Origin of the sequence: Microcystis sp. M179S2, from assembly GCF_020245805.1 — a bacterium.
GTDB classification, from domain to species: Bacteria; Cyanobacteriota; Cyanobacteriia; order Cyanobacteriales; family Microcystaceae; genus Microcystis; species Microcystis aeruginosa.
Genome location: NZ_JADBUE010000254.1, coordinates 1 through 13,092, shown reverse-complemented (window position 1 = coordinate 13,092; position 13,092 = coordinate 1). Strand labels below are relative to the sequence as shown.

At 42.8% G+C, this 13,092-nt stretch carries 13 protein-coding genes and 2 tRNA genes; 8 read left to right on the top strand and 7 right to left on the bottom strand.

Annotation, left to right across the window (positions count from 1 at the left end):
* Positions 1–78: 78 nt before the first annotated feature.
* Positions 79–1,347 (bottom strand): pentapeptide repeat-containing protein, encoded by a 1,269-nt coding sequence (locus IM500_RS15660; protein ID WP_287738907.1) that lies wholly within the window; start codon positions 1,345–1,347, stop codon positions 79–81.
* Positions 1,348–1,523: 176 nt separating this feature from the next.
* Positions 1,524–1,853 carry a DUF1214 domain-containing protein gene (locus IM500_RS15655; protein ID WP_287738906.1) on the bottom strand — a complete coding sequence of 110 codons (330 nt, stop codon included), beginning with the start codon at positions 1,851–1,853 and terminating at the stop codon, positions 1,524–1,526.
* A gap of 117 nt (positions 1,854–1,970) precedes the next feature.
* Here IM500_RS15655 and IM500_RS15650 point away from each other — a divergent pair, with 117 nt between their 5' ends.
* On the top strand, positions 1,971–2,510 hold the full coding sequence (locus tag IM500_RS15650) for a hypothetical protein (protein ID WP_043998910.1): 540 nt from the start codon (positions 1,971–1,973) through the stop codon (positions 2,508–2,510).
* A 568-nt stretch (positions 2,511–3,078) separates the two neighbouring features.
* Here IM500_RS15650 and IM500_RS15645 read toward each other — a convergent pair.
* On the bottom strand, positions 3,079–4,080 hold the full coding sequence (locus tag IM500_RS15645) for an adenine-specific methyltransferase EcoRI family protein (protein ID WP_287738905.1): 1,002 nt from the start codon (positions 4,078–4,080) through the stop codon (positions 3,079–3,081).
* A 407-nt stretch (positions 4,081–4,487) separates the two neighbouring features.
* Between IM500_RS15645 and IM500_RS15635 the strand changes: the two genes are divergently transcribed.
* Genes IM500_RS15635 through IM500_RS24550 form a run of 3 tightly spaced genes read left to right on the top strand, consistent with a single transcriptional unit; the run spans position 4,488 to position 5,243 of the window.
* The gene (locus IM500_RS15635) at positions 4,488–4,712 is read left to right on the top strand and encodes an AbrB/MazE/SpoVT family DNA-binding domain-containing protein (RefSeq protein ID WP_147070910.1); all 225 of its coding nucleotides are present in this window, start codon (positions 4,488–4,490) and stop codon (positions 4,710–4,712) included.
* Positions 4,712–5,122 carry a type II toxin-antitoxin system death-on-curing family toxin gene (locus IM500_RS15630; protein ID WP_186814329.1) on the top strand — a complete coding sequence of 137 codons (411 nt, stop codon included), beginning with the start codon at positions 4,712–4,714 and terminating at the stop codon, positions 5,120–5,122. Before IM500_RS15635 ends, IM500_RS15630 begins: the two co-directional genes overlap by 1 nt.
* A 22-nt stretch (positions 5,123–5,144) precedes the next feature.
* Positions 5,145–5,243: a hypothetical protein gene (locus IM500_RS24550; RefSeq protein ID WP_186814328.1), complete on the top strand. Its 99-nt coding sequence runs from the start codon at positions 5,145–5,147 to the stop codon at positions 5,241–5,243.
* A 251-nt stretch (positions 5,244–5,494) separates the two neighbouring features.
* Here IM500_RS24550 and IM500_RS15625 read toward each other — a convergent pair whose 3' ends face one another.
* Positions 5,495–5,896 (bottom strand): hypothetical protein, encoded by a 402-nt coding sequence (locus tag IM500_RS15625; protein WP_287738904.1) that lies wholly within the window; start codon positions 5,894–5,896, stop codon positions 5,495–5,497.
* 421 nt (positions 5,897–6,317) lie between these two features.
* Positions 6,318–6,791 (bottom strand): hypothetical protein, encoded by a 474-nt coding sequence (locus IM500_RS15620; RefSeq protein WP_190722425.1) that lies wholly within the window; start codon positions 6,789–6,791, stop codon positions 6,318–6,320.
* Between the two features lie 147 nt (positions 6,792–6,938).
* Here IM500_RS15620 and IM500_RS15615 point away from each other — a divergent pair.
* Positions 6,939–7,010: transfer RNA gene (locus IM500_RS15615), tRNA-Asn, on the top strand.
* Between the two features lie 52 nt (positions 7,011–7,062).
* On the opposite strand, the gene IM500_RS15610 is transcribed toward IM500_RS15615, so the two are convergent.
* Together IM500_RS15610 and IM500_RS15605 are read right to left on the bottom strand one after the other, a co-directional pair.
* Positions 7,063–8,322 (bottom strand): M16 family metallopeptidase, encoded by a 1,260-nt coding sequence (locus tag IM500_RS15610; RefSeq protein ID WP_190722424.1) that lies wholly within the window; start codon positions 8,320–8,322, stop codon positions 7,063–7,065.
* A 3-nt stretch (positions 8,323–8,325) separates the two neighbouring features.
* Positions 8,326–9,603 carry a M16 family metallopeptidase gene (locus IM500_RS15605; protein ID WP_190722423.1) on the bottom strand — a complete coding sequence of 426 codons (1,278 nt, stop codon included), beginning with the start codon at positions 9,601–9,603 and terminating at the stop codon, positions 8,326–8,328.
* 233 nt (positions 9,604–9,836) lie between these two features.
* On the opposite strand from IM500_RS15605, the gene IM500_RS15600 reads away from it, so the two are divergent.
* The 3 genes from IM500_RS15600 to IM500_RS15590 all read left to right on the top strand — a co-directional run bounded on the left by IM500_RS15600 (position 9,837) and on the right by IM500_RS15590 (position 12,966).
* Positions 9,837–11,666 carry a tetratricopeptide repeat protein gene (locus tag IM500_RS15600; RefSeq protein WP_287738903.1) on the top strand — a complete coding sequence of 610 codons (1,830 nt, stop codon included), beginning with the start codon at positions 9,837–9,839 and terminating at the stop codon, positions 11,664–11,666.
* Complete coding sequence (locus tag IM500_RS15595; RefSeq protein WP_190722421.1) at positions 11,666–12,763, top strand: glycosyltransferase family 4 protein; 1,098 nt, start codon at positions 11,666–11,668, stop codon at positions 12,761–12,763. The genes IM500_RS15600 and IM500_RS15595 overlap by 1 nt, the downstream gene beginning before the upstream one ends.
* A gap of 116 nt (positions 12,764–12,879) precedes the next feature.
* A tRNA-Ser gene (locus tag IM500_RS15590) sits at positions 12,880–12,966 on the top strand.
* Positions 12,967–13,092: the final 126 nt, after the last annotated feature.

The window sequence follows — 13,092 nt, the reverse complement described above, 5'->3', positions numbered from 1 at the left end:
TGTGTGATAATTCTTGCTTATGTAAGGTTAAATGCTTACTGGGCAAGACTTTTAGGACTATTTTGAAATAAGAAACTATCAGTATAGACCTCGTTTCCACACAGAAACCAGAAGAGCCGCCGTGCAAACTATATCTACATATGCCTGAGCTTCCTCCAGATTCTTAAACCGTTCAGGATAACGCTCTCTCAATACTTCTGGTAATTTTTCACAATCCCGATCTTTGAATTTGTCTTTGTCTGTAAATTCCTCGGGCAATTTGACCCTGCACAGTAACGGTGGTTTTTCTCCTTCTTTTCCTTCTAGCTGTATTTCGGTGAGTGATTTTGCTTCACTTAAATCTACGTCCAAAAGTATAGCACCACTGAGGTTGGCAAAACGGAGGTCGGCAGTACGGAAGCGGACGCTAGTGAGGTTGGCATCAGTGAGGGTGGCACCTTGGAGGTCGGCACCAGTGAGGTCGGCATGACTAAGGTCGGCATGACTAAGGTTGGCAACAGGGAGGTGGGCGGCAATGAAGTCGGCACCAGTGAGGTTGGCACCACTGAGTAAGACACCAGTGAGGTTGGCAATAGTGAAGTCGGCACCAGTGAGGTTGGCACCAGTGAAGTCGGCAAAATCAAGGTCTACAGGACGTTCCCTGTAAGAATTGGGCATTCTTACACTACCGAGCATGGCACCCTTTAAGTCAAGGACGGGAAGGGATTTATCTTTGCCATAAGCGATAAGCCCTGACTCTTGCAAAAACCTTGTCACTAATCTGTTTCTCTCAGCATCAAGCTGCCGAAAAACAGTCAGAGTCAGAATACGAGCTATATTTCTAACCTCATCGCCTTCCTGAGAACTTCTTTTTAACCCTTTTTCGAGCAGCAATTCTTTCATGCTGTCAAAGTAGTTCTTTAGAGTCTCGTCTTTTTGTTTGTCATCTGCAATTTGCAAGTCTTTGTCTCGATTTTGTTTAGCATTCTTCTTTAGCTGTTCTTGCCTCTTGTCTTCACGGTCCTTTTCCTTATCCTGAAACCAATAACCCAATCCCGCAAGAACAAGAGGCACACCTAATAAGCCCAGCCAATCCCAGAGGCTTTTCGCTGGTATCTCTTTGGTCGTAACTGTGTACTTGGAAACCTTGTCTTTATCTATGGGCGGTGTATGCTCCTCAACCCTGCTAATTTCCTGATTTGCTGAAATCCCTATCCAGTCCCATTTCAATATGCCTGTCTCAACTAGAACAACTACAGATAGCAACAATACACCGATTAAAGCAGGGACTTTCCAATCGAACACTTTTTCATCGGTTCCTGGTTGAGACTTCTGGGACGGAGATTCATTGTCGGAAGCATTAGACATAAAGTACCCTCAGCAGCATAATATTAAGTGTGATATCTAGTGGTCTGTCAAGCTTGATATTGATGGTGTTGATTATAACTCAGATATCGGGTGGTAATTTGGTAAAAAGGTAATGTTGGGTTTTGTCACCTCAACCCAACCTACAGATCGGCGATCAAGAAATATTCGGGATAGGACTATTTCAATAACTCAATCTCCCCTGGTCGCCAAGTCTTGTCAAACCAAGGCTCAAGCGGGCCATAAAGCCGAAGAATCGTGTTCCAACCCGTGCCCGGATTTGTCTGCACCCAGTTATTCTCCTTGCCAGCAGGCGGTTTCGGCCCGAAATAGATATCCACAGAACCATCCGCATTAACCAAAAGCCCTTTAGTCTGACTACCGACACTGGGAAACTGTTGATCCTGCTGCATCTGCGATCGCGTCTGATTACTGTAAAGAATAACTGACCAGAATAGCAGCAAGGCAGGATGTGTTAGCGCAACGCATAACAACCACAAATTCACCATGATCAAAAGCAAAAAGGCGCGTTAAGTAACGCACCTGACTTTGGCTTGATCTATTCGGAGCTTTTTCCAATGGGTTACAATGCCAATAAATAGATAATCTACGAACTAAGAGCGTGCATGGACATAGAGACCAAGAACGATCTCATAGAAGAAATTCTCGCTGCATGGAAAGACCGAATCGGTGATGACTACTTGGGTTACAGGGGTCATGTCTATCGAATGTTCAATTTCTGTCTGGCACTCCATTCCTGCACCGAAGAAGAAAAGACCAAGTTGGCGATCGCCGCCTGCTTTCACGATCTAGGTCTTTGGTCGGCTCATACCGTGGACTACATCCCACCTTCGGTGTCTGAAGTAAAGAGGTACTTATCCGAAACTGGGCAACAGGAATGGTCTGAGGAAATTGGACTAATGGTCGAGATGCACCACAAGGTTCGCACCTACAAGACAGACCGCTATCCGCTGGTGGAACTCTTCAGAAGGGGCGATTTAGTTGATTTCTCCCTTGGTTTCTTTAAGTTCGGCATTCCTCCCGCCTATGTGAGCGAGGTCAAAAAGGCCATTCCAAATAACGGATTTCACCGCTTTCTCATAAAAGGCGCACGCGAGTGGTTTGCAAAACATCCCTTCAGTCCACCACCCTTTATGAAGTGGTAATGCGATCCCTTGTGGGCATGGCCAAATCACCAATAACATCAGCTAAAATCATTGAACTCACGCTGCGCTCATTTCTCAAACCGAAAATTTGATCAATTGTCTCAAATGCACTCTAGCAAACGCATTGAGCGTTCTACTCGAATATTTATTAGTACAAAAAGACCATTTTGAGGTTAACGAATTGATTAGGGTTTGAGCGAGCCAATCAGCGCTCGCCCTCTCAGCAATGTTATGCTTACCTTATTCGCTAAAAAGCATACAGAATAAAGGTTACAGTTTGGTAGGTTGGGTGATCGGTACTCAACCCAATGCCAGTTGAGTAAACATCAGTCCAATAAATGTTATTCTAACTTGATGCAATACCGTAGAGCAAAAACACTTATTGACAATTGGCCAATTTTATGGGCCGCGTGGGCATTTCAATTGATACCGGTCAATCAGAATAGTATCGACCAAATGGGTCGATTTTTGCTTAACAATTGAGATGGCAAATTCTCCTCAAATATGCTTGAATCCTGGGTAGGCAACTCACATAAAGTTCATTTTGTCAAGGATTGTTAAGATGCGCTTACCCTGTTAAATCAATATATTCAGTTTGGATTCGTTTATTCTTGATTAGTATTCTAAAATAAGGACATTTCCCATTTACTGATAAATCTTTATCATCATTCCCCTTCCTGAATTTAATTATTTCAAATTGGTCGGGATTAAATTTATGTAAAAATGTTATTGGTACACCCATAACCCCCTTGAAGTCTAAGGGAATGTCTTGGGTTTTATTGACATTAATTCCATCATAATTGTCATATTTTGGATATTCAGATTCATTGCCAAAATATCTTTTTGTCAGAGCCATATCTTCCTGTCGTTTTGATGTGTCTAAGTTGGTTAACCATAAACAATTATTTGGAGAAACTATTCTATTTCCAGAATTGTCAATACGAGCCTCTGTTCCATAAAGTTCATATTGTTCGGGAACAATGAAACCAGAAATACCTCTACCAAGATTTATTCCTAACCAGGCTTTGTTTTCTTTAATTAGTTTGAAAATTTCTTTATAGGTTATTGCATTAATATTGCCAATTATCAAAAACTTTTTGTCGTATTTAACTAATTGAGCTACATATTCTCTGAATAATGAAAATGGGGGATTAGTAACAACAATATCAGACTTTTTTAATAGTTCAATACTTTCAGGACTACGAAAATCTCCATCCCCATTAAAGTAAACAATGTCAGGGGAAATAGGTTTATTTTTTTCTCTCTCTGTACCTGTATATTCAAAGAAAAAACCATTTTCACCTTCTTCTGTATTAAATAAATCTCTCCCTTGTTCTCGATAACAAGATGTTATGATTTTTTTTAGACCTAATTTTTTGAAGTTTGCAGCAAAATACTTAAAAAAGTTACTAATTCGGGGGTCATCGCAATTGCAATAAACTACTTTATTTTCAAAATGAATTTTATAATGTTGCAACTCACTTTCTATATCTGAAAGTTGTGTATAAAACTCGTCACTTTTTAGTTTTTTAGCATTTTGCAATAATTTATTTGTCGCATTTCTTACCATGTTCAACCTTTTTTGATTTAATAAATGTTTTGTTTTTAGTTATTTACTTTTGCTTATCTGATTAAATATTTCACTGCCTAATACTTGAAGAGAGGTTTTAGAAATTTCAAGCATAATATAAAACATTTTTTTGATAAGTAGGGAGGCACAATTATTTGTAGGATGGGTTAGCGGTAACGTAACATGATCGGGGGTTGGGTTTCATGCTTCTAACTTCACAGTTTCCATCAATGTGCATGGTGCGTTCCCCAAAAGCGATCGCTGGAGTAGCAGGACTTGCATTAGGGAACGCACCATGCAAGAGCGGCTTTCACGATCGGAAGTCTTTCTCTTCAAAATAATTCCGTTTGGGGAGTTAATTATGTTATAACATTTGTCATAACATAAACTACGGGAGGCTATAGGTTATGACAAGTCTAACGCTCCGAAAAATTGGCAATTCCATAGGCGTGATCTTACCGAAAGAGGTTTTATCCCGACTGAACGTAGAGGAAGGGGATCAGATTTATATCACTGAATCTGTAGATGGATACAGAATTTCTAGCTTTGATCCCGATTTTGAAGAAACCATGAAAGCTTTTGAAGATACTTATTCTCAGTACCGCAACGCCTTCAAGGAACTCGCCAAATAATGATCGAGGAACCGAAATGGTTATCGAGCGATGCGATTAGGGTGATTCAGGAAACTTTAATCGCTCGAACCGGGGGGACTCCTGGAGTTTTAAACCCAACCCTGTTAGAGTCCACTGTCAATAAGCCAAAATTCTTTTTTCAGTACGAACCCGAATCATCGATTTTTAAGTTAGCGGCGGCCTATGGCTACGGTTTTATCAAAAATCATTGCTTCTGCGATGGTAATAAACGTATAGCTCTAGCCGCCGTTTCAACTTTTTTGCGAAAGAACGGCTATCGCTTGAACGCCAGCGAAGCAGAAACGGTCACTTTCTTTCTCGATCTTGCGGGCGCTCTCGAAACCTATGAGGAGGGTTTCGCTAGATTGACCGATTGGATCAAAAGATACGCGATCGAACTGGAAGATTAACGGCGATCACTTGTATCAACCAGTGCCTGAACCATCCTTAACTATCCTGGGTACAGGAGTGGTTTTCGGTGCTCTACCTTTTCTTAAAAAAGGGAAAAAGGACAAGGAGAAAGATACCTAGAAAATAGCGAAGAAATCCGCTTTCTGGAATAAGTAGGGAGGCAAAATTATTTGTAGGACGGGTTGGCGGTAGCGTAACATGATCAGTCCTTGGGTTTCATGCTTCTACGTTCTTCGGCATCGCACTTAGACTGACAGCTGCCATCAATGTGCATGGTGCGTTCCCCAAAATCGATCTCTGGAGTAGCAGGACTTGCATTAGCGAACGCACCCTACCAGAGCGGCGATCGCACTACGGCGATAGCGATCGCACTACAGCGGCAGATGCTGCTTCAGAACGTCGCGGAGTCGGGCAGCGTTCGGCCCAGCTGGATCGAAGGCGCGTAGCTCCTTGCCCTGAGCAGTGTAAATGTAGGCGTTGTTGCATTCGTAGCAGAGGGTCGCCGCGAAGAGCAGGGTATCCCACTCATAGAACGCCAGCCCCCACGGCGGAAAGTGGCAACGCGCCGACTCGCCTGGCTCAAGTTCCCGAAAGAGGCGGATCACTCGCTGAGCTTTAACTCCAAGAAGAAGATGTCTCTCGCTGACGTGGCGCCAGAACGTGTCAGGCCAGCCCTCTTCAGGAACTATACTGCCAGGCAAACAAAACAGCTCTACCCCATCGGCCTTGCCGATGGGGGTCTCCCAAGCCGGTGTATTCCAATTCCACTTCATGTGCTGTACTCCTACTACTTTCCGGGTTCGCTCCTTAACTACTGACCTTTCGCACCGCCTAACTACATATTATACAGAAACTTTCTGTCTAACACTCTCCAGAGTAACGATAGGTGGAAACTTTCGGCATATTCCCCCATTTTAGCGCAATCCCCAGAACTTTTCCCCATATCACGCCCAAGAGCGTATTAGCCAGATTAAACAACGTCTTTTAAGTGGATTCCTAACAACAAGCTCAAATAAAATAGACTTTTCGGGAAGTGTAGCACTAAGTCTTCAATCCACCCCACAATTACCTAATTTTCGGGGAAAAAGTGCCTAAATTTTGCCACTGATCGCTTTCGTGGCTGGCACTTTTTGAGGACAAAAAGTCCAAAAGTTTTATCCAACAAGGTTTTTAGCTCTATTCAGCCAACCCTATTTATTGGTGTACTTGCAAATGAAGGACATAATGACCTAAAATCAGGTTATCTGACCATAATTCGTACTCTAGACGCAAATATTCGGGGAAATTATTCCCCTCTAATTTGAGACTACGGGTATAGTTGCGGAGGCGAAAAGCGTAACCCGGTTGAGGACTTTCGGCATTTAACCAGTAGCGACTGACACCAAAAACCCCTTGCTCCCAAAAATGACGATAGGCGAATTTTCCCTGGCCCTGCATGGTCATAATTACCCGATTGGCCGAAATTTCCAGCCAAATTAATTTATTTTGATTATTTTTGGGTTTAAGTGTCTCTATTTCTGCGAGAGCGACTGGTGGTTGATTGAGGAGAAGATGAAACCGGTGGCGATCCTTTTGGTAGAGGGTAGCGGCAGTGTCTAAAGTGGAGAGGATGGGTAGATCTGTCGAGAGCAGACAGAAGGAAACGGGACGGCGGTGATGGGCAAGCATAGACTAGACTTAATGGTGTCCTTATCTCCACAATAGTTGATTCTCCGCCCACCGCTACCAGCACCAGAAATTTTTTTGAGAAAAAATCCAGAAAGCACTTGCATTATTGAGGGACTTATGATTATAATTATTAATTGTGAGTAGCCTTCCTCGGTAGCTCAGTGGTAGAGCGGTCGGCTGTTAACCGATTGGTCGTAGGTTCGAATCCCACCCGGGGAGTTAATCAAAAATAGCAGCGGCAATAGTTTTTTATTGCCGCTTTTTGCTCTTACTAGAGAATTTCGTTGATCGCATTTTCTGGGCCAACTAGAGAAATGTAAGGATTTTGAAAATATTTACTGGCTACCGATCGCGCTTGTTCGGCAGTAATCTGATTAATAGAATCCAGGAAAGTGCGATCAAATTCAATCCCCAAACCTAAGCTTTCATACCAACCGTATAACTGAGCGATTTCGGCGTTAGTTTGTTTACCGAGAGCATATTGACCCAATAACTTATTTTTAGCTGACTGTAACTCCTCCTCACTCAAAGTTACTTTATATAACCTTTCTGCTTCCTGACGCAATCCCGACACGGCGATCGCTGTATTTTGGGGTGCAGTTCCCATATAAATGACAAATTGGGAAGAATCGAGACGGGTGGGATAAAAAGCGGAAACATCGTAGGCTAATCCCCGTTTTTCTCGCAATTCCACGAATAAACGACTAGATAAACCATTCCCCAGATAGGTACTCAATAATTTTAAAACCGCATAATCATCCTCTTGCACAGAAGAGCCGGGGTATCCTAACATAACGATCGCCTGTTGACTAGCTTGGACGGTAGTTAAACAGGTGGGCTGAAAATCAAAAGCGGCCGGGGGTAAACTAGATAAAGGAATATCTGGAATTGACCAACTGCCAAAAATTTCCGTCACTGCTTTTACTGCTTGCTCTAGGGTAATACGGCCAGAAAGACTAATTACCAAGTTATCGGGACGGAAAAAGCGACTATGATAGGCCTGCATATCCTCCCGTTGCAATTGAGCAACCGTTGCCTCCGTACCCAATAAAGACATACCATAGGGATGATCGGGGTACATAGCGGCGCGTAATTGATGAAAAGCCACATTAAAAGGCTGTTCCAATTGAGAGCGAATACTTTGACGGGTGAGATTTTTCTCTAATTCGATTTCTGGGGGGGGAAAACTGGGAAAACGAATAATTTCCGCCGCTAGACGCAATATATCTAAAAAATCCTTTGTAACAGTCTTTAAACTAACCACAAAATAATCGGTCCCCGTGTCCGCACTTAAACCGGCCCCCGTGGACTCAACTCGATCGGCAATTTCTAGGGAAGATAACTTTTCTGTACCTTTGGTGAGCAGCACCGCCAAAAGACGAAATAAACCCGCTTTTTCCGTTTTTTCCCAACGAGTACCCGCATTTTTGAGAAAAATCCTCCCTGCAACTAACTCCACGGCTGTATTTTCCACCACTAAAAGGGTGATGCCATTTTCTAAGGTTAAGCGGTGAATGGGGGAAGCGGACATCGTTTATTCACAGGGTTGCATTATTGTAATAGCATATCGCTCCGGGGAGAGATACTGACGAGCCAGACGCTGGAGATCTGACGGTTGCAAACTTTGGATAACTTGGGGATAGCTCGTGGCTAGATCGGCAGCTCTCAGGGTTTGATAATATCCATAAAGTCCGGCTAATTGGCCCGGGGTTTCTGTGGAGAAAATATAATCGTTAGCTAATAACTGTTGAGTGCGGTGTAATTCTGCGGGGGTGACGGGATCATCGTGCAGATATTGGAGATGTTCACAGATAATACCTTCAATTGTCTCAGTTTGTGGGCTAGATAGGCAAGCGCCGATGGTAAAGAGACTGGAATCTCGTTGCAAGGAAAAATTACTGTTAATATCGAGGACGATTTGCGCTTCTTCCCGCAGCTGTCGCACTAACCGCGAACAGCGTCCCCCAGCAAGAATTACCGAAAGCAAGTCTAATCCAAAGGCATCTTCTAGGCGATCGCATCCTGGTCCAATCCATCCCATCAAGAGACGAGAATGTTCTAGGTGGGGTAAATATACTTGGGAACGACGAATTTCGATCAGGGGGGGTTCGGCAGCCACTAGATTCGCAGGGGATTCCGAGGGGACGGGAAATTCCCGAAAAGATTGCCGGATAATTTCTAAAGCTGCTTGGGGTTCGATTCCCCCGATAATCGCCACACACATATTTTCCGGTTGATAATAGGTGCGATGGAAACAGCGCATTTGATTGGGGGTTAATTGCTCTAAACAGGGTTGATCCCCTAGAATAGAGCGTCCGTAGGGATGGTTTTGATAGATACTTCCACAGAGGGTTTGGTAGGCAATCCAATCGGGATCATCATAACAGGCCCGTAATTCTTCTAAAACTACATCTTTTTCCCGATAGAATTCCTCATCGTCAATCTCAGCATGGAGGAGAATTTCGGCCAGATGGGGTAAGGTATGTTCAATTTGATCCACACTGGTGGTGAGATAGAAGTGTGCGTAATCGTGACTGGTGGCAGCGTTGGTCATGCCGCCACAATTTTCGATTAAATAGTCAAAGAGTCCGGGGGGAAGTTTTTTCGTCCCCTTAAAGATCATGTGTTCGAGAAAATGGGCCATACCTAACCATGGGTCGGGTTCAGCGATCGCACCTGCTTTCACCCACACATCCACCACCACCACAGGAGTCACGGGTAAGTACTGATGAATTACGGTTAAGCCGTGATCTAATTGCCATACCTGAGCGGGAAAAGAACTTGTTTGACACTGCGCTATCGACTTGATCAATGTCCGTTAACCAGATTTTTTGTTAAATTCTATACATAGATTATCTTATCTCGTGCCTGCTCAACCATTAAAGAACTTTTGTCATGATTTCTAGACAATTCTCCCAAATATCAGCCTTATCGGTGATCAGTGACTCGGTGATCAGAGGTGAGTTTTCGGTTCACTGATTACTGATTGCTGTTTACCGCTCCCTAATTACTGATTACTGTTTACTGATAACTGAAAAACCCCCTATGACAGAAAATAGAGATAACTTCAACGAAACTTATAAGGCACTAATTGAGCGCATTGTCAATCTAACTTTAGAAGGAAAAATTCGGGCTAAATCACAGGTTTATAACCTTTTAGCCGAGGCAGTAAAAAATGGCACAGGAGAAATTTTTGAGCGTTGTTTAACCGAAAAAATAATCGTTACTCGCTCACAGTTAGAAACAAAAATTAAAGCGACTAGGGTTTTGCGGGCCCTGGAAACGATCGAAAGTGAATGGGAAAAATATCAAAAAACCAATCAGAAAAATTCTCTCACTGCAGCGGCGATCGATAATCTGGTGAAAATCGATCGAGAGGATCGTTTACTGACTTTAGTAAATTTAATTGATCCCAATCAAAATAATGCTTTAACCCTAGAACAATTGCAACAGTTAGCCAAGCATTTACAGACAGTTTCTCAGCAGCGGGGAGAAGCGGATTTATGGCAAATTGCCACGGGGATTAATCTGGGGTTAAATACTTGGTCAAATTTATCGAATGATCTCACCAGTTGGCTCTACGAACAAAATCGCAATCTTGGTTTTACTAATGATAATGAGCGAGTGACTCCTTGGCAAATTTGGGCAAGTAAAGTTAATCCCTCTTGGTTAAAACGAGTCTTAGAAAGTTTAGCTAATCAACAAGCTTTTGATCCTCTCACTCAGGATTTAACTTTAACCGATTGGGTAGAAACTGCTATTGTTTTTCAATATATCCAAAGAGGACTAATTAACTTTTTTGATCAGCGCATCTATAGCGAAAAATTAGGAGCCAAATTATCCATCTCTACCTTTCTCACCTTTGCTTTAATTTGGTCGCTGTTAACCAATAGTTTCGAGCAAGTTAGTAAAAATTCTCTCTATAGTCGGGGCTGTTTTCAGATGGCTTTACAAATTCTGAGAACCTTTGCTCAACGGGATTATTTTCCTTTATACGGAGGAATTTTTGCCTCCTTTTCTGGCAGTTATCTCAAGGATGCGTTAGACTATTTATCAATTCCTCTGCGTTATGTGGAAGGCACGGGAGAAAAGGCGAGAATTTTAACTTTAATTGCCTATTCTAATCGCATTCGCGGCGACTATCGACAGGCCAGAGAATGTCATCAACAAGCTTTAGAAATTGCCCGTCAACAACAGGATTATGCTTGTGAAATAGCTAATTTAAACCATTTATCCCGTCTCAATGCTATCCAGAAAAACTATACAGAAGCGATTAATTTAAGTCAGAGAGCTTTAATTTTAAGTCGTCAACAGGGTAATAGTTTAGGACAGGCTAACGCTTTAGCTAATTTGGGTTATAGTCAGGTACAGGAAGCGCAACAGTTAGAGAGATACGATCCCGAAATTTATCAAAGTTCGATCGAGTATTTACAGCAGGGATTAAAGTTAGCGGAAAGTCTCCAAGATTGGCAGAGTAAATCCCTTTGTTGTAGCAGTTTAGGTCTAGCATATATTATCCTCGAAAGACCCCAAGAAGCGATTAATATTCTCCTGCAAGGATTGGAATCAGCCAAATACTACGGAGATGTATATCTGCAAGGTTTATTACTAACTTATTTAGGCGAAGCTTACTATCAAGACAAGAATTTTGAACAGGCAATTTATATGGGTTCTCTAGGAATGTATTGGCTACACGAAATCGGTGCCGTAGAATGGCGACAAGCTGCTAGTCTATTAACGGTTATTCGCGGCAAAAATATCGCAGCTTTTGAACAGACTTTCAGTCAGGAACGTTCCTCCCTGATTAAATCAATTGGACTGGAAGGCTACCAATATATCTCAGAAATTCTCAGCAAATATCAACAGGGTAATTAGTGAATACACAGCATAAGTTATTAATTAATCTCTCGGTACTTTTTCCCCAACCCACGGGAATCAGTACCTACATTCTTAACCTCTTACCCTACCTGAAAAATTTAGAACCAACCCTACTAACAGCTAATAGTTATCCCGACTTTAACTGTTATTCTATCCCCAAGGGTCTCGGCCCCGATCGAGGAGCGAAAGGTCATTTAAAACGCTTACTCTGGACTCAGTGGCAGTTACCGTCAATTTACCGACAATTAAAGGCCAATTTACTCTTTTCTCCCCTCCCGGAAGCGCCAATAAATTCTCCCTGTCGCTTTGTCGTCATGGTACACGATTTAATTCCCCTGCGGTTTCCCAGTTTTACTTCCCCCTTAACTCACTATTTCCGTTATTATGTGCCGCAGGTATTACAACAGGCAAAACACATTATCTGTAACTCTCAGGCAACGGCCAAAGATATCACTGAATATTATCAAATTCCCGCCGATAAAATTACTTCTATTCCCCTAGCCTATGATAATCATCACTTTCGCCCTATGGAAAATAATAAGCCAGAGCATCCCTATTTTCTCTATCTCGGTCGTCCCAATCCCTATAAAAATTTACCGCGTTTAATCGCCGCTTTTGCCCAACTACCCCCAGATTTAACAGATTATCATCTTTGGATTGCCGGCAGCTTTGATCGCCGTTATACCCCCAATTTACAACAACAAGCGCAAGAATTAGCAGTCAGCGATCGCATTAAATTTCTCGATTATATCCCCTACGATGAGCTGCCCAAGGTGATCAGTCAAGCCACTGCTTTAGTCTTCCCCAGTCTCTGGGAAGGCTTCGGATTGCCCGTTTTAGAGGCTATGGCCTGCGGTACACCCGTCATTACCTCAAATTTGTCATCTTTGCCCGAAGTCACGGCAACAGCGGCAATTTTAATCGATCCCTATCGAGTCGAGGCCCTGGCCGATGCCCTGAAAATTATCGCTCAAGATCGACAATTACAGTCAAAATTAAGTTATCTAGGCAAAAAACGAGCCAATGAGTTTAGTTGGCAAAAAACTGGTCTAGCTACAGCCGCAATCTTAAATCAATATCTAGAGTATGCTTAACTGACAGCGTTTCCCGTCCAGATGAAGTGTAACCTGATCGGTCATCGTCGCAAAAAGAAAAATAATTTGACAGATCGGCAGCATTTGCTGTAGGATGGATGATCGTGACCTCAATTGGAGAGATGGCCGAGCGGTTGAAGGCGCAGCACTGGAAATGCTGTTTAGGGGTAACTTTAACGAGGGTTCGAATCCCTCTCTCTCCGTCCCCAAAGCACCTCATATCTAGGAGGTGCTTTTTATAGTAAAAAGTAGGGTGCGTTAGACGGCAAAAATTGCTGCTTTGACTTGAAGGTAACAATCCGTCGTAACGCACCACCTATCATCAACTA